The 17,143-nt window shown below is 68.3% G+C and carries 13 protein-coding genes and 1 pseudogene; 7 read left to right on the top strand and 7 right to left on the bottom strand.

Annotation, left to right across the window (positions count from 1 at the left end; translation table 11 throughout):
- Positions 1-80 precede the first annotated feature (80 nt).
- The 3 genes from ACWMMN_RS23255 to ACWMMN_RS23245 form a co-directional block, all read right to left on the bottom strand.
- On the bottom strand, positions 81-1,856 hold the full coding sequence (locus tag ACWMMN_RS23255) for a diguanylate cyclase domain-containing protein (RefSeq protein ID WP_486424006.1): 1,776 nt from the start codon (positions 1,854-1,856) through the stop codon (positions 81-83).
- Positions 1,853-2,983 carry an extracellular solute-binding protein gene (locus tag ACWMMN_RS23250; RefSeq protein ID WP_486424005.1) on the bottom strand — a complete coding sequence of 377 codons (1,131 nt, stop codon included), beginning with the start codon at positions 2,981-2,983 and terminating at the stop codon, positions 1,853-1,855. The genes ACWMMN_RS23255 and ACWMMN_RS23250 overlap by 4 nt, the downstream gene beginning before the upstream one ends.
- A gap of 169 nt (positions 2,984-3,152) precedes the next feature.
- Entirely contained in the window at positions 3,153-3,875 is a 723-nt protein-coding gene (locus tag ACWMMN_RS23245) for a FadR/GntR family transcriptional regulator (RefSeq protein ID WP_059240976.1), read from the bottom strand.
- Between the two features lie 270 nt (positions 3,876-4,145).
- Between ACWMMN_RS23245 and uxuA the strand changes: the two genes are divergently transcribed.
- The 6 genes from uxuA to ACWMMN_RS23215 all read left to right on the top strand — a co-directional run bounded on the left by uxuA (position 4,146) and on the right by ACWMMN_RS23215 (position 11,074).
- Positions 4,146-5,207, top strand: coding sequence for a mannonate dehydratase (gene uxuA / locus ACWMMN_RS23240; protein ID WP_174991194.1), 1,062 nt, complete (start codon positions 4,146-4,148; stop codon positions 5,205-5,207).
- Positions 5,208-5,278: 71 nt separating this feature from the next.
- Entirely contained in the window at positions 5,279-6,589 is a 1,311-nt protein-coding gene (locus ACWMMN_RS23235) for an MFS transporter (protein WP_059240386.1), read from the top strand.
- A 130-nt stretch (positions 6,590-6,719) separates the two neighbouring features.
- Positions 6,720-8,153: an aminotransferase-like domain-containing protein gene (locus tag ACWMMN_RS23230; RefSeq protein ID WP_059240385.1), complete on the top strand. Its 1,434-nt coding sequence runs from the start codon at positions 6,720-6,722 to the stop codon at positions 8,151-8,153.
- 101 nt (positions 8,154-8,254) lie between these two features.
- Positions 8,255-8,650, top strand: coding sequence for a hypothetical protein (locus ACWMMN_RS23225; protein ID WP_174991197.1), 396 nt, complete (start codon positions 8,255-8,257; stop codon positions 8,648-8,650).
- A gap of 205 nt (positions 8,651-8,855) precedes the next feature.
- Positions 8,856-10,640 (top strand): nitrite/sulfite reductase, encoded by a 1,785-nt coding sequence (locus ACWMMN_RS23220; protein WP_059240383.1) that lies wholly within the window; start codon positions 8,856-8,858, stop codon positions 10,638-10,640.
- Positions 10,637-11,074 carry a DUF934 domain-containing protein gene (locus ACWMMN_RS23215; protein ID WP_059240382.1) on the top strand — a complete coding sequence of 146 codons (438 nt, stop codon included), beginning with the start codon at positions 10,637-10,639 and terminating at the stop codon, positions 11,072-11,074. Before ACWMMN_RS23220 ends, ACWMMN_RS23215 begins: the two co-directional genes overlap by 4 nt.
- A gap of 82 nt (positions 11,075-11,156) precedes the next feature.
- Here the strand turns inward: ACWMMN_RS23215 and ACWMMN_RS23210 are convergent, their stop codons facing one another.
- From ACWMMN_RS23210 to ACWMMN_RS23195, 4 genes and pseudogenes are all read right to left on the bottom strand, one after another.
- Complete coding sequence (locus ACWMMN_RS23210) at positions 11,157-12,437, bottom strand: virulence factor family protein (RefSeq protein ID WP_486424004.1); 1,281 nt, start codon at positions 12,435-12,437, stop codon at positions 11,157-11,159.
- Positions 12,434-15,028 carry a bifunctional lysylphosphatidylglycerol flippase/synthetase MprF gene (gene mprF, locus ACWMMN_RS23205; RefSeq protein WP_174991200.1) on the bottom strand — a complete coding sequence of 865 codons (2,595 nt, stop codon included), beginning with the start codon at positions 15,026-15,028 and terminating at the stop codon, positions 12,434-12,436. The genes ACWMMN_RS23210 and mprF overlap by 4 nt, the downstream gene beginning before the upstream one ends.
- A 434-nt stretch (positions 15,029-15,462) precedes the next feature.
- Positions 15,463-15,657: pseudogene (locus tag ACWMMN_RS23200) on the bottom strand (hypothetical protein); the annotation flags it as partial.
- Positions 15,658-15,685: 28 nt separating this feature from the next.
- The gene (locus ACWMMN_RS23195) at positions 15,686-16,600 is read right to left on the bottom strand and encodes a LysR family transcriptional regulator (RefSeq protein ID WP_081052071.1); all 915 of its coding nucleotides are present in this window, start codon (positions 16,598-16,600) and stop codon (positions 15,686-15,688) included.
- Between the two features lie 95 nt (positions 16,601-16,695).
- Between ACWMMN_RS23195 and ACWMMN_RS23190 the strand changes: the two genes are divergently transcribed.
- Positions 16,696-17,139: a GlcG/HbpS family heme-binding protein gene (locus tag ACWMMN_RS23190; RefSeq protein ID WP_059240378.1), complete on the top strand. Its 444-nt coding sequence runs from the start codon at positions 16,696-16,698 to the stop codon at positions 17,137-17,139.
- Positions 17,140-17,143: the final 4 nt, after the last annotated feature.

Here is a 17,143-nt window from a genome sequence, read left to right as displayed (position 1 = left end):
CGCGCGCAGCCCGCCCTTGCAACGAGCCCGTCCCGTGACGGGCTCGTTGCGTTTGCACGGCTCGCGTGGCCGGCCCGCCGTCACCGGCTGCCGCCCGATGCCACGCGGCCGGTTTCGCTCATTGCGTGGCCGCCGCGGACCAGATCCTGATAGCGCACGCACGCGCATTGCGCGGACGCCTTCGCCGCGTACATCGCCGCATCGGCCTTGACGAGCAACTCCTCGGCCGACGCACCGTCAGCCGGAAACTCGCTGACACCGATGCTCGCGCCGACGGCCAAGCGCCGTTCGTCGAATTCCAGTTCCTCGGCCATCACGATCTCGATGCGCGACGCGACATCGCCGATGACCGCCGGTGAACGCACGTCCGCAATCAGCACGATGAACTCGTCGCCGCCGAGCCGCGCGACCATGTCGCCGCTGCGCAGCACGTGGCTCAGCCGCTTCGCGACTGCCACGAGCGTGCGGTCGCCGGCCGAGTGACCGTGCTGGTCGTTGATCTGCTTGAAGCCGTCGAGATCGACGAACATCACGGCCAAGCCCTCGCGCACCGCGGCCGCATGCCGGATCGCGGCGTCGAGACGCTCCATGAACAGCAGGCGGTTCGGCAGCGCGGTCAGCGGATCGTGACCGGCGAGGTGCGTGAGCTCCTGCTGCTTCGCGCGCAGCATCGCGACCTGCGTGCGGATCTCGACGCGCATGCTGTCGAAGCAGCGCGCGAGCACGCCGATCTCGTCGGCACGCGCGACCGGCAATTGTTCGGCGGCCGGATCGTCGAACACGTGCGTCGCGGCGCGCGCGAGCGTCTGCAGCGGCCGCGTGATCGCTCGCGCGAACAGGATCGCGAGGATCACCGCCAGCAGGCTCGACACGAGCACCATCCTGACGATCCGTTCGCCGAGCACGCCGGCCGGCGAGAGCACGTCCGCGAGCGGACGCGCCATCCCGAGCACGACGAAGCGGTTGCCCTCGTCGTGCCCGAACGACGTGCGCGCGAACGCAAACATCTGGCCCGGCGCCTCGTCCGGCTGCGCAAGGCCGTTGAGCGTCACGTTCGCTCGCGCGTCGTCGAACAACGCGCGCGTGGCGGCGAAGCGATCCTGCATCAGCACGCGCCGGCCGCGATCGAAACCGAACGTCTGCGCCGGATCGGGATGCACGAGGAAGTCGCCCCACTCGTTCGCGAGATAGACCGCATAGTCTTCCGGCAGGTCGCGTTCGAGCCGGTCGAACACGCGCGACAGCTCGACGTCGACGACGAGCGCGCCGACCGTCCGGCCCGACGTGTCGACGACCGGCGTGCCCACACGCAGGATCGGCAACCCTTCGGCCGCGTGCGACCCCGTCTCGTGGTTGATCACGATCGGTGACAGGTAGATATGGCCGGGCGCCGTCGCAAGCGTGTCAAATACGTAGGAGAACTGGCCTTTCTCCTGGAACACGCTTTCGGGCAGCACGACGATGCCGCTCGCATCGCGATCGACACGAATGCGCTCGATCCCGAAATGCCCGCTCGCGATCAGGCGGATCTGCAGGTATTCCGGGTGATTTCTCATGAAGCTGTAATACACCTGCTCGAGCCGCGTGCGGGGCGCACGGTCCGGGTTGTCGCTCCCCGCGACGAGCGCGGACGACGGCAACTGCGCAAGCACGAGCGCATCGTCGGCAACGTCCGACAGCGCGGTCGTGAAGCGCTGACCGAGCAGCTGCGTCGACATCAGCAGACTGTGCTGCGCTTCCTGCACGAGCATCGCACGGTTGGCGCGATACGCGTAGTAGCCGGTCGTGCCGGACGCGATCACGCCGATGCAGGCGAACAGCACCGACAGTTTCGACGTGAGCCCGAGCCGGATCATTTTCCGAACCGCTCCGGCCGGTCGCCCGACACGATGCGGCTCCACAACGATTCGCGGCGCGCGATGTTTTCGACCGGCTGGAGCCACACGAGGTGCTGGTGCCCGGTGTCGAGGCCTGGCGGCGGCTCGAGCGTATTCGCGAGCCCCTGGCGCTCGGTCAGCAACGCGCCGATCGCCGGTTCGAGCATGTAGTTGATCCACGCGAATGCAAGCTCGGGCCGTTGCGCGCCGCGCGTGACGGCCCAGCAGTCGAGCCACGCGAGCGCGCCTTCCTCGGGGATCACGTAACCGACGTCCGCGCCCGCGCGCCGCAGCAGCTCGACCTGCTGCGTGCCGTAGTTGCCGAACATCAGCGCCGCGCGATGCTGGACGAACAGCGCGGTCGCCTCTTCGGGAAGCGTGTAATACGTCAGCAGGTTGCGGCGCAGGTCGATCAGCTTGCGCGCGACCTCGAGCGTCTGCGCGGACGACAACCGAAACGGATCGGGATAGCCGAGCGCGAGCGCGGTGAACGAGAAATTGTGCTGTGCACTGTTGAAGTCGAGCACCTTGCCACGGTAGCGCGGATTCCACAGCTCGCGCATCGAGCGCGGCGCGGCCGGCACCTGCTTGCGGTCGTAGATCAGCCCCATCGACGAATACGTGAACGGGATCGCGTAGGTCGCGCCGTCCTGCACGAGCCCGCCGATCGTCGCGAGTTGCTGGAAGTTCGGCAATTGCCGTCGCCGGTTCGGGATGCGCGACAAGTCGATCGGCGCGAGCAGGTGTTCGTGTGCATAGCGCTGGATCTCGGCCGTATTGGCAGCCAGCACGTCGTACGGCGGAGGCGCGGCGCTGTGCATCCGTGTCCACAGCGCTTCGTCGGAATCGACGAACGTCACTTCGACACGCACGTGAAACTGCGCCTCGAATGCGCCGACGATGTCGCTGTCCGCATAACCGGGCCACGCGAGCACGCGCAGCACGGTGTCGTTGACGGTTTCGGGAGAGGCCGCGAAGGCCGGGAGAACGGGCGCCAGTAAGCCCAGCGTCAATATGATGAGCAGCCTGCGCACGGCGCCGCGTGCATGCGCGCGCGCACCGATTCCCCTGACCAATCGGACCCCGTGTGAATCGCCCGGCTGCATTCGACTGTCCCTTTTCGAGTCGATGCGATATCCCGCAACAAGACCATAAAACATACGGTCGCGCAATCGGAACAAGCCGCACACGGTGCGTGCGTTCACCTGCGCCGGTGGCTGAATGCGACGCAGTTACACGCGCCCGTCTCTCCGTCTCCGGCCGCGCAAACGAACGTCAGCGCCAGGCCTGCGTGAACTCCGCGATCACGCGCGACAGGTGCGCGCGCATCGCTTCGCGTGCACCGCCTGCGTCGCGCGCCATGATCGCCGCGAAGATCCGCTGGTGATCTTCCTGCGATGCCTCGCGCAGCGCAGTCGAGTGAAAATGCTCCTCGATCTTGTCCCACAGCGGGTCGCTGCGCGCGCAGTCCCACATCGCCGTGACCATGTGCAGCAGCACCGTGTTGCCGGTCGATTCCGCGATCCGCAGGTGAAACTGGCGATCGGCCGCGTCGTACGCGGCCTTGTCGTCCATCCGCTCGCGCATCGTCGTCAGCGAGAAAAACAGCCGGTCGAGATCGGCGTCCTTGCGTTCGGTCGCCGCCAGCGCCGCGACTTCCGCCTCGATCAGCCCGCGCGCGCGCAGCGTCTCGATCGGCCCCGGGCCGCGCGGCACCTCGAACGTGACCGGTCGCGCGGCATCGGCCGCCGACACATAGATGCCGGAGCCGATCCGCACCTCGACGATTCCCTGCACCTCGAGCGCGATGATCGCCTCGCGCACCTGCGTGCGGCTCACGCCGAACTGGTCGGCCAGGCTGCGCTCCGACGGCAACCGCCCGCCGGCTTCGAACGCCCCGGCGGCCACCATCGCGTGAATCTGTCGCGCAAGACCGATGTAGGAGCGGTCCGCGGCATCGGTGTCGCGGCTGGCAGGCAGGCTGGAAAGATCGGTCATCGAAAGACTCGCAACGGGCTGGCTGGCGCCGTCGCGGCGCCGGATCGACAAAATGGTACACCAATTCCGGCCCGCATCCGGATTGGCCCTTCGGCCGGTGTTGCAGGCTCGACCCGGAAGCGTCGCGCCGGCCCTTACCGGTCCGGACAACTGGTAAACCACTATCCAACATAACTGGCATACCAATCATAATCCGCACACACCGACGACGGGCCGGCACGCTGCCGCCCGGTCGTCCGTGCATGAACCGCCCAGCCAGGAGCCGCTCCAGTGAAGATGTCTTTCCGTTGGTACGGCGAGTCCGATCCGGTCTCGCTGCAATACATCCGCCAGATCCCGGGCGTCACGCATATCGTGTCCGCGATCTACGACGAACCGGTGGGCGAAGTCTGGCCCGCGCACAAGATCGATGCGCTGAAGGCGACGATCGAACGCGCCGGCCTGCAGTTCGAAGTCGTCGAATCGGTGCCCGTGCACGAGGACATCAAGCTCGGCAAGCCGGGCCGCGACCGCCTGATCGACCACTACCGGCAGACGATCCGCCATCTCGGCGCGGCCGGCATCCGCGTCATCTGCTACAACTTCATGCCCGTGTTCGACTGGACGCGTACCGAGTTGTCGAAGACGCTCGGCGACGGCTCGACCTGCCTCGCGTTCAGCACCGACGCCGTCGACCGGATCGACCCGAACGACGGCATCGCGCTGCCCGGCTGGGATTCGAGCTACCGGCCGGAACAGCTGCAGGCGCTGCTCGCCGACTATCGCGACGTCGACGAAGCCGCGCTGTGGGCCAACCTCGAATACTTCCTGAAGGCGATCATCCCCGTCGCCGAGGAAGCCGGCGTGAAGATGGCGATCCACCCCGACGATCCGCCGCGCCCGATCTTCGGGCTGCCGCGCATCGTGAAGAACCGCGACGATCTCGCGCGGATCGTGCGCATCGTCGATTCGCCCGCGAACGGGCTGACGCTGTGCTCAGGCTCGCTCGGCGCGGGCCCGCAGAACGACGTCGAAGCGCTGGTGCGCGAGTTCGGCGCGATGGGCCGCATCCATTTCGCACACATCCGCAACGTGAAGGTCGACGCGAACGGCGATTTCGAGGAAACCGCGCACCTGTCGAGTTGCGGCTCGCTCGACATCGCCGCGATCGTGAAGGCGTACCACGACACCGGCTTCACCGGCTACGTGCGCCCCGACCACGGCCGCATGATCTGGGGCGAAACCGGCAAGCCCGGCTATGGCCTCTACGATCGCGCGCTTGGCGCGGTCTACCTGAACGGCCTGTGGGAAGCGCTCGCGAAGTTCGACCGCACGCCGCAAGCAACGCCGTAATTCGCCCTTCGAGGCGGCCGGCGCTGCGGATCGCCGGTCGCCCGTCACGACATTCCGCGCGGAGACACCGCATGCCACGCATCCGATGGGCCATGATCCTGATGTGCTTCCTGGCCAACGTCATCAACTTCATCGACCGCGCGAACCTCGCGATCGCGGCGCCCAGCATCCGCGCCGACCTCGGCCTCGACGCGGTCGGCATGGGCCTCGTGCTAAGCGCGTTCTTCTGGACCTACGCGTTCCTGCAACTGCCGGCCGGCTGGTTCATCGACAAGGTCGGCGTGCGCGTGAGCCTCGCGCTGGCGGTCGGCTGGTGGTCGGTGTTCACCGTCGCGACGGGCGCCGCGCGCGGCCTCGCGCAACTGGTCGGCGTGCGGCTGATGCTCGGCGTCGGCGAAGCGGCCGCGATCCCGTCGTTCGCGAAAGTCGCGTTCAACTGGTTCCCGCGCAGCGAGCGCGGCCTGGCAAGCAGCATCTTCGACAGCGGCTCGCGCGTCGGCTCCGCACTGTCGCTGCCGCTCGTCGCGTGGCTGATCTCGATCGTCGGCTGGCGCGGGTCGTTCGTGATCACGGGCGGCATCGGCATCGTGTGGGCGCTGGCGTGGTGGTTCGTCTATCGCGACCCGGAACGCTACCGTGCGATCGCGCCGGATGCCGTCGATGCGCTGCTCGCGCAACGCAGCACACCGGTCGTTGCGGCCGCAACCGACGGCCCCAGGGTGTCGTGGCTCGACCTGTTCCGCTACCGCACGGTGTGGGGGATGATGATCGGCCTGTTCTGCCTGAACTTCGCGATCTACTTCTTCATCACGTGGTTCCCGAGCTACCTGCTGCAGTCGCGCGGCTTCTCGCTCGCGTCGCTCGGCACATGGGGCATGCTGCCCGCACTGCTCGCGATTCCCGGCGGCTGGCTCGGCGGCTACGTGTCGGACAGCCTGTTCCGGCGCGGCTGGAGCGCGACGGCCGCGCGCAAGACCTGCCTCGTGCTCGGGATGCTGATGTCGTCGTCGATCGCACTGTCGGCATTCGTCGAAAACGTGTGGGCGTGCCTCGGGCTGTTCGCGCTCGCGTATGCAAGCCTGTCGTTCGCGGGCGCCAACGTGTGGACGCTCGTCGGCGAAATCGCGCCGACGCCCGCGCACGTCGCGTCGATCGGCGGCATCCAGAACTTCGCGGGCAATCTCGCGGGGATCTTCATCACGACGTTCACCGGCGTGATGCTGTCGATCACGAAGGGTTCGTTCGTCGTGCCGCTCGCGGTGGCCGGCGTGCTGTGCGTGGTCGGCGCGCTGTCGTACCTGTTCATCGTCGGCAAGGTCGAGCCGCTGCCGCCGCTGCGCGGCCGCGAGAACGGGCGGAATGCGGAGCCGAACGCGGCGTGACGCAACAGGACAGCGCGGCTGACGCGCGCCGCGCTTTCCTTTTCGAAGCGCGCATCGGACAATGACCCGCGCCCGCCGGCGCGGCGCCACTCCGGCCCGCGCGCGGCGGCGACGCCCTCCGTCCACGCCGATGAAACGCTACGAAACCCTCGCCCACACGATCGCCGACGAGATCCGCAACGGCAACCTTGCCGTCGGCACGCGCCTGCCGTCGCTGCGGCAGATCATCGCGCAGCACGGCGTGAGCCAGTCGACGGTGTTCCGCGCGTATTACCAGCTCGAACAGTGGGGATTGATCCGCGCACGCGAACGCTCGGGCTACTACGTCGCGCCGGGCGCAAAGCCGGCGGCGAGCCCGGCGACGAAACGACGCGCGAGCCGCGCCGGCGCCACGCGCAAGGTCGACATCAGCAACCTCGTGTTCTCGGTGCTCGACGCGGCCACACAACCCGGCATCGTGCCGCTCGGTTCCGCATTCCCGGCGCCGCAACTGTTTCCGCTGCCGCGCCTGGCGAAATCGCTCGCACAGGCCACGCGGCTCGTGAGCCCGTGGAGCACGGTCGTCGACCTGCCGCCCGGCAACGAGGCGCTGCGCCAGCAGATCGCCCGGCGCTATCTCGCCACCGGCATCTCGCAGCCGATCGACGAGATCGTCGTCACGAACGGCGCGCTCGAAGCGCTGAACCTGTGCCTGATGGCGGTCACGCGGCCCGGCGACGTCGTCGCGGTCGAAGCGCCCGGCTTCTATGCGGCGCTGCAGGCGATCGAACGGCTCGACCTGCGCGCGGTCGAGATTCCCGTCGATCCGCGCACCGGCCTCGATCTCGATGCGCTGGCGAACGCGCTCGACCGGCACGACATCCGCGCGTGCTGGTTCATGACCAATTTCCAGAATCCGACCGGCGTCACGCTGTCCGCCGACAAGAAACGCGCACTCGTCGACATGCTCGCGGCGCGCGAGGTGCCGTTGATCGAGGACGACGTGTACGGCGAGCTGCATTTCGGCCCCGACTATCCGCTGCCCGCGCGCGCGTTCGACCGTCACGGCCTCGTGATGCACTGCAGTTCGTTCTCGAAGACGCTTGCGCCCGGCTACCGGATCGGCTGGGCCGCCGCCGGCCGCTTCGCCGAGCGGGTGCAGCGGCTCAAGCTGATGACGACGCTGTCGGCCAGCATTCCCGCACAGGCCGGCATCGCGAACTATCTCGAACACGGCGGCTACGACCGGCACTTGCGCAAACTGCGCGGCGCGCTGCACGCACAGCTCGACCGGATGGACGACGCGCTGCGGCGCTGGCTGCCGCCCGGCGTCGAGTGGGTGCGGCCCGACGGCGGGTACTTCCTGTGGCTCGCGTTTCCCGATCCGATCGACGCGATGGAACTGCATCGCCAGGCGATCGCACGCGGCATCAGCTTCGCACCGGGGCCGCTGTTTTCGGCCGCGCATGGCTTCGAGCGCTGCGTGCGCGTGAACTTCGGCCACCCGTGGAGCCGCGACATCGAGCGCGCGATCCGCGTGCTCGGCGAACTGGTCGCGCAGCCGTCGGTCCGCAAGGCAGGCTGACCGCCCACGGTACGTGAGGTGCGCGCCGCCTGCGGCGCGGCCATGCAGGCAATCCGCGGGCGGGTTACATTGCTGATCCCGCCGCTCCTTCACGATTTTCCATGAGCCAACTGCCTTACCTCGATCACGATGCACTGTTGAAACTGACGGCCGACGCGGCACACGTCACGCAGTCGTGCACGTGCACGAAGACCTCGCTCGCCGGCTGGACGACCCTGCCGCTGTCGCTGCAGGATGCGCAACTGACCGAGGTCGCCACGCTCGTGCCGCCCGGCGATGCCGAACCGACCTATGCGGAATATCATCCGGCCGGCACGCGCTATGCATCGGACGACGCGCCGATCGCGCTGCGCCATTTCCCGTACAACCGCTGCAGCGTCAGCCGCTGCCGCTCGTGCAGCCGTTTGTTCCTGCGTTACCAGGAGGGCGGCGGTTACTTCATCGACCAGCGCATTCGCGCGCTCGATCCGGCGCTCGTCGTCGACGCCAGCGTTTAACCGCGCCACGGGCAGGGTCGCATGCCCGCCCCTCCGCGCCGGCGCCTGCGTGTCGCCGGCCATCTGCTGCGCCTTTTTCGTTCCGATCTGCTGCTTGTCCCGCCGCACCGCGTTCCCTACGCTGTCTTCCGTTGCCTGACACCCGTCGCAACGTCTCTTTGCGCCGCGCGCAATCCACGCCGCGGCGCCTCTCGCGTATCACGTCATGTATCGATATACCGATTTCGACCGGGCGCTCGTGCACAGCCGCGCTGCCCAGTTCCGCGACCAGCTCGAGCGCTGGCAGCACGGCACGCTGAGTGAAGACGCGTTCCGGCCGCTGCGGCTGCAGAACGGCTGGTATGTGCAACGCCATGCGCCGATGCTGCGCGTCGCCGTGCCGTACGGCGAGCTGTCGAGCGCGCAGCTTCGCGTGCTGGCGCGGATCGCGCGCGACTACGACGTGCCCGACGATGCAACCTACCGCACCGCATGCGACGCACAGGCAGTGCTCGGCACGTTGCGCCTGCCGACCCGCAGCGCGCACTTCACGACACGCACCAACGTGCAGTTCAACTGGATTCCGCTTGCGAAGGCGGCCGACGTGATGGACCTGCTTGCGACCGTCGACATGCACGGCATCCAGACGAGCGGCAACTGCATCCGCAATATCTCGTGCGACGAACGCGCGGGTGTCGCGCCGGACGAGATCGCCGACCCGCGCCCGTTCGCCGAAGTGATGCGCCAGTGGACGACGCTCCACCCCGAGTTCGCATTCCTGCCGCGCAAGTTCAAGATCGCGATCACCGGTGCCACCGAAGACCGCGCGGCGACCGACTGGCACGACGTCGGGCTGAAGCTCGTGCGCGACGACACGGGCGCGCTCGGTTTTCGCGTGAGCGTCGGCGGCGGCATGGGCCGCACGCCGATGATCGCGACGCTACTGCGCGCGTTCCTGCCGTGGCAGCACGTGATGAACTACATCGAGGCGATCGTCCGCGTGTACAACCGCTACGGGCGCCGCGACAACAAGTACAAGGCACGCATCAAGATCCTCGTGAAGACCGAGGGGCAGCGCTACATCGACGACGTCGAGGAGGAGTTCCGCCAGATCGTCGTCCTCGACGGCGGCCCGCACACGATCCCGCAGGCCGAGTTCGATCGCGTCGCCGCGTCGTTCGTCCCGCCGCGGCTCAAGGCGCGCACGCTGGACCTGTCCGATGCGAACGCACGCGTCTTCGCGCAGGCGGCCCGACATCCGGCGTTCGCACGCTGGCTCGCCCGCAACGTCGCCGCGCATCGCGACCCGGCGCTGCGCATCGTCACGCTGTCGTTCAAGCGCCGCCTGCAGGCGCCAGGCGATGCATCGCCCGATCAGCTCGACGCGCTCGCCGAGCTTGCCGACCGCTTCTCGGCCGGGGAAGCGCGCGTCACGCACACGCAGAACGTCGTGCTGCCGTGGGTGCACGTCGACGACCTGTTCCTGCTGTGGGAGAACGCACGGGCGATCGGGCTGGCCAGCGCGAACGTCGGTCTGCTGACCGACATGATCGCGTGCCCGGGCGGCGATTTCTGCGCGCTCGCGAACGCGCGCTCGATCCCGGTCGCCGATGCGATCACCGAGCGCTTCCAGGATCTCGACCTGCTGCACGACATCGGCGACATCGACCTGCACATCAGCGGCTGCATCAACTCGTGCGGCCATCATCACAGCGGCCACCTCGGCATCCTCGGCGTCGACAAGGACGGCGCGGAGTGGTACCAGGTCACGCTCGGCGGATCGGACGGCTCGACCGCGAGCGGCCCCGCGCAGCCGGGCAAGGTGATCGGCCCGTCGTTCTCGGCGGACGAGATCGTCGATGTCGTCGATGCGCTCGTCAACGCGTACCTCGACGCGCGGATCGACGCGAACGGCCGCAGCGAACGATTCATCGACACGGTGCGCCGCATCGGCGCGGAACCCTTCAAGGCTGCCGCGAACCACGCGCGTCATCCGGTGGAGCACGCATGAATCAAGCGACTTCGAACACGCACGCGCGCCTCCGCCTGCTGACACCGGCCGAACACGCGGGCGACACGCCGCCGCCCGACGATGCGACGCTGACGATCGGCAACGACGAGGAACTGCCGCCGCTCGCCGCGCGGATCGCGCAAGTCACGCGGATCGACCTGCAGTTTCCGTCGTTCACCGACGGCCGCGCGTACAGCCAGGCGTACCTGCTGCGCAAGCGCTACGGCTTCGCCGGCGACCTGCGCGCGACCGGCGAAGTACTGGTCGACCAGTTGCTGCTGATGGAACGCACGGGGTTCTCGAGCGCGGTGCTCGGCGACGACACCGATATCGCGGCCGCCCGGCGGCAGCTCGACCGGTTTCCGGGCTTCTACCAGCGCGATGCGAGAACGGCGATGCCGCCGCAGGACGCGGCGGCGCAGGCAGGAAAATGAAACGGGCGGCTCGCTGGCCGCCCGTACGATGAACCGGAAGCTAACCGGCCCGCGCCCGCCGTCACGCGGGCGCCGCCAGCGGTCAGCGCGCCGCTGCCGGCTTGCCGAACGCGCCGAGGATCTTCTTCTCGAGCGCGATGTAGTCGCGGCCGAAGTGGTGATCGCCCTGCGTCTTGATCACGTCGGCGCCCGTATTCGTGAGCGCCGGGCACATCGTGTCCTTCTCTTCGGCCCCGTAGAAGCACTGCACCAGCTGCGGCGGCACCTGCGCGATTTCCGGCGCGACCTTCAGCGCCTTGTCGCTCGCGGGCATGCCGAGCCAGCCCGTCACGCGGATCTGGAAATCGGCGGACGGCGCGAAGCCGAGCAACGACATCACCGCAACCTTGTCGCGCAGGTCGGCCGGCAGCCGGTTGTACGCGAACGGCATCACGTCGGCACCGAACGAGTAGCCGACCAGCGCCACGCGGCCCGCATGCCAGCGCGCCATGTAGGTGCGCATCACGCGCGCCAGATCGCGGCTCACTTGCGCGGGCGGCTTCTCGCTCCAGAAGTAGCGCAGGCTGTCGATGCCGACCACCGACACGCCGTCGCGCTGCAGCGCCTCGGCGATCGTCTTGTCGAGATCGCGCCAGCCGCCGTCGCCGGAGATCACGATCGCGAGCCGGTCGCTGCCGCCCCTGGCGGGCAGCTCGACGAGCGGCAGATCCGACACGTCGAGTTCGTCGCCGCTGCTGGTGTCGCGCAGGTGCGACGTAACGAGCGACACGAGCTTCGCGGTGTCGCCCGCGGCGGCCGTTTCGACGAAGCCCGGCATCGCGCGGCGCACGATCGTCGGATCGGGCGGGCACGGCTTGAAGCGCGGATCGAGCTTCACGCCCGGACCGACCGAAACGACACCGGCGATCGTGTTCTCCGGCGCCATCGACAGGATCTGCTTCGCGATCGCGCCGCCCTGGCCCACGCCCGCGACGATCGGCGTGAAATAACGCGACGACTGTGCCAGACGCTCGAGCTGGTGGCTGACCGCCTCGGCGTCGCCGTCGAGGTGGTGGCAGGTCTCCTGCTTCGCAGCGAGATTTGCCGCGTAACGTTCGGAATCGACGCCGACCGTCATCGCCCCGGCTTTCGCGAGCGCATCGGCTGCCTGCTGATCGGCGGCATTCCAGCCGGCCTCACGCGAGAACAGCACGACGAAACCGCGCAGCGGCCCGCTCGGCTTGGTCACGGTAACGGGGCCGTAGCGGCCGCCCGACACGGTTTCGGCTTTCCCTGCGGCCGGCTGCGCGGCGCACGCGGCGCCGGCCAGCATCATTCCCGCGCAGGCGGCTGCCGCCCGCGCGATTCCCTTCGTCAACATCATGAACGCCGACCTCCAGCCAGCAATGACAGATCCGCCAGCGTGACAAACACGCCGACCGAGCCCGAGGCCGCGAGGTAACGCGGCTCCCAGTGCGGTTCGAACTTGCTCTTGAAAGCGCGCAAGCCGCGGAAGTTGTAGAAGCGGCCGCCGAAGCGCCAGACCATCAGGCCGAGCCGGTGCCACGGCGACGGCATCTTCGCCGCCCCCATCCCCGAGAACGGCGCGATGCCCAGGCTCAGCTTGCGGTAACCCGCTTCCTTCAGATGCAGCGCGAGCTGCGTGAACAGATACTCCATCGCGTACGGCGACGCGTCCGGCAGATGGCGCATCACGCCGACCGTCGCCTCGGTGTTGAGGTCGGTCGTCATGAACGTGACGAACGCGATCGGCTTGTCGGCCTGCCGCACGAGCATCACCGACTGCGTCGCGAGATAGCCGTCGTGGAACGCGGCCACCGAGAAACTCTTCTCGCGCGCATCGCGGCTGTCGAGCCAGCCGTCGGAAATGCCGCGCAGCGCCGGCAGCGCGGCCGGCACGTCGCCCGGCGCGATCACCTCGATCGCCAGCGCGTCCTTGTCGCCGCGGCGCAGCGCGTAACGCAGGTGCGAACGGTTCGAACCCTTCAGGTCGAACTGGTCGAGCGCGATATGTGCTTCCTCGCCGAGCTTCATCAGCGTGAGGCCCGCATCGAGATACAGCGGCAGCGCGTTCGCGCGCACCTGGTAGAACGCCGCGCGACCGCTGTGCGCGTGAGCGAGCGCGATGAACTTGCTGATCAGCGCCGGCCATTCTTCCCGCGGCCCGACCGGATCGTGCAGCGCGGCCCACGTGCGGCCGTTCTTCGCGTACATCAGGAAGGCCTGGCGCGATTCCGAGAACAGGAACGACTTGTCGCCCATCAACGCGAGGCCCGCATCGCTGCACTCCTGCGCGCGGATGATCCGTTCGGCGTCGAACAGGTCCTGCGGCACCGGCTTCACGAAGCGGCCCGGCGCCGGACGCAGCAATTGCCACAGCGCGAACAGCGCAACGAACACGCCGGACGCGAGCGTGGCGCGCAGCGCACGCGGCGCGCGCGCATCGAACGAGAAATGCGACCACAGCTCGCGCGTGTACGGCACGTCGCGGAACGCGAAGAACAGCACCCACACGGCCAGCATCAGTACCATCGTCACCGACACGAACCAGCTCACCGTGAAGCGCTCGGCGAGCAGCGACGAATGGCGGTTGAAACGGCGCCGGCTGACGAGCAGCAGCACGAGCAGCGTCCCGAGCACGCCGGCCTCGACGAACGCGAGGCCCTTCGCGAGCGACAGCGCGAGGCTCGCGAGCGTCAACGCGAAGGTCATCCACCACGCGCCGTCGAGCCGCCGCAGCAGCCCGCGCGCGACGAACAGCAGCGCGACGCCGAGCACGCTGCAGATCACCTGCGAGCCTTCGAGCACCCACAGCGGCACGATGTGGCGCAGGATCGCGATCCGGTGCCAGAACGCGGGGGTCGCGCTCGAGATCACCAGCATCCCGCCCACTGCGAAGGTCACGAGGCTCAGGAACACCGGTGCGAGCTGCGACACGCGCACGGCCTGCCGCGTGACGAGCCGGCGCCGCAGCGCGCGGCCCTCGAAGCCGGCCAGCAGGCCGGCCGACAGCACAAGCGGCACGCCGAAGTAGATCGCGCGATAGGCGATCAGCGCGGCGACCATCGCGTGCGCGGGCACTTCGCGGCCCAGCGTGAACACCATCGCGGCTTCGAACACGCCGATCCCGCCCGGCGTATGACCGATCATCCCGAGCAGCAATGCGGCCGCGTAGACAGTAATGAAGGTCGGGAAGCCGACCGGCGCGGCCGGCAGCAGCACCCACAGCGTCAGGCCCGCGGCCACGACGTCGAGCACCGCGTAGACGACCTGCGCGACGAGATCGCGCCGCGCGGGCACGTCGAACGACAGCCACTTGAAGCGCGTGACGACCGGGCGCGCGGCGTTGCCGCACATCACGACCATCGCGGCCAGCACCACGAGCAGCGCGGCGCCGGTCCACGTGAGCACGCCGGGCGCGACGTGCAGCATCGCGGCGAGCGCCTCCGGCACGCAGACCATGCCGACCGCCGTCATCAACACCATCGCGAGCGCCAGCGTGCCGCTCGTGAATACCGTCATCCGGCCGATCTGGGCGGGCGTGACGCCCGACACGCCGTACACGCGGGCGCGGACCGCACCGCCCGTCAGCGCGCCGAAGCCGGTGGCGTTACCGAGCGCGGATCCGGCAATCGCGCCGATCCACAGCGCGACACGCGGCACCTTCGCGCCGACATAACGCAGGCCGACCGCATCGCGGGCGACGAGCGCGAGATAGCTGAGGGCCGTCGCGGCCAGCGACGCGCCCCACTCGCCGACGGACATGTGACGCAACTGGCGGATCACCGACCGGTAGTCGACGGATTCCGACAGATGCTGGAAAACCACGATCAGCAGCAGGCCGATGCCGAGCGCGAGCAGCGGCGACAGCACGCGCTCGTTGCGGATCAGCGCCCGGGCACGGGCGATCGCCGCCGCGGCACGGCCGGGCGAACCTGAGTGGCGGGAAGACATAAGTTGTTCAGTGGTGATGCATAGCGTGTCGCGGCGCAAGAGGGCCAGGCGGCGACGAATCTGGTTGTTCTGCGTGGGCGGTCGGCCGAAGACGGAGGCAGGCGGCGCCTGGATCAGAACTTACGAGTATACGGAATTTATATTACAGAATCTTTCAGGTTCGCATTGTGCGGTTTTGTGGCTCGCCGGGCGCGTCAACAACACATAAAAATCGTGCGGCCGACAAACGCAAGGTGCGCATCATACCGGGAACGCAGGCAGTTTTTTCATCGGACGAATGACTTGTGATGCATTTGGGAGAAATCTACCGGGCGCGGCCCGGCGGTCGAGGACGAAAACGTGATGCGGCGGGACTTCGCCGGAATCGGGACGGGTTGATTCGGGCCGCTCTCCGCGCCTTGCGTCGGCGCGACGACATGCCCCCATTTCGTCCCCCGCTCACGCTCCCCCAACGCAATCGCCTTGTAGTCGTCAGTCGGATAGCACTCCGTCCGGTAAGCGCCCCATGCCGGGTCCTCGAGCACGCGATTGACCTCGCGCAGCCGCGACGCCGGCAGCCGCAGCACGACGATCTGCTCGATCCCCATCGTCACGGTCCCGCTCGCCACTTCGACGCACGGCGGCGGATAAATTGCTACCGTCAACCGGCCGATGCGATTACGTCGCGTCCGCGCCTTCTCGCTCCCGCAGCACGTCGATGAACGCACGCAGCTTGGCCGGCACGTGCTTGCGGTTCACGTAATACAGCCACATCGGCGGCAGCGTGCGGCACACGCCCGGCAGCACCTCGACGAGCCTGCCGTCGCGCAAATCCTGCTCGATCCGCTCGCGCATGAACGCGAACGCAATGCCGACGCCCGCGCGTGCCGCATCGATCACTGCATCGGCATCGTTCGTCACGAACACGCCGTCCGGATCGAGATCGACGTCGCGCTGCCCGTCGTGCAGCAGCCACTTGTGCAGGCGCCCGCTTTCCGAGAACCGGAACCGGATGCACGCATGCCGTTCGAGCGCCGCAATCGACGCCGGCACGCCATGCCGCGCCAGATAACCGGGCGACGCAACCAGCGCACACGACAGCGCCGGCGCGATCCGCACGCCGATCATGCCCGGCTGCAACCGGTCGGCCAGCCGGATCCCCGCATCGAACCCGTCCTTCGCGATATCGACCAGTTCGTTCTCGTAGCGGATTTCGAGCCGGACTTTCGGATAGCGCTCGCGGAACGTGGCGAGTACCGGCGCGATCACGCGTGCGCGCGCCAGCGGCAACGCGGTCACGCGCAACACCCCGCTCGGCTCGCTGCGCGCGTCCTTCAGCTCGTCGCGCGCCTGCATCACCTGCCGGTACGCAGGCTCCGTCTGCCGCCAGTAGCGCTGCCCGGCTTCCGTCAGGCTCACGCCACGCGTGCTGCGGTTGAACAGCTTCACGTTCAGCTCGCCCTCGAGCTGCCCGATCGCGAGGCTGACGGCAGCCGGCGTCAGGCCAAGCGCGGCGGCGGCCCGCGTGAAGTTGCCGGCCGTCGCGACGGTCATGAACACGTGCAGCCCGGCCATCGGATCGCGTCTGCCCATCATTAAAAAAACTTGAAACTCCTTCGAGCGGAACACGGATTCTCCCATATACCGCAACTGCCTACACTGGCGCTGTCGTCCCACCGGAGCCCCGCATGAACCCGCTCGCCGCCGCGCTGCCGCTCGCAGCCGCCCGCCGCACGATCGATGCCGCCCTCGCGCATGCCGCGTCGCTGCAAGTCGCCGGCGTCGCCATTGCAATCGTCGATGCCGGTGCAAACCTGCTCGCATTCGTGCGCACCGACGATTGCTTCCTCGGTGCGATCGATCTCGCGCAGCGCAAGGCGCTGACGGCTGTCCGCTTCCGTGCATCGACCGGCGCACTCGGCGCGATGTCGGGCGACGGTCCGCTGCGCGGCATCGAGCACAGCCACGGCGGGCTCGTCACGTTCGGCGGCGGCGAGCCGCTCTTCGATGGCAACGGGCGCTGCGTGGGCGCGATCGGTGTCTCGGGCGGCAGCGTCGACGATGACACCGCGATCGCGCAACACGGCCGCGACCGCTTTCCGGCAACGCTCCACCTCCAAACCAAAGGGTAAGCAC

The organism is Burkholderia cepacia complex sp. TUM26381, assembly GCF_057439935.1.
This window is presented reverse-complemented; position numbering and strand designations above follow the sequence as displayed.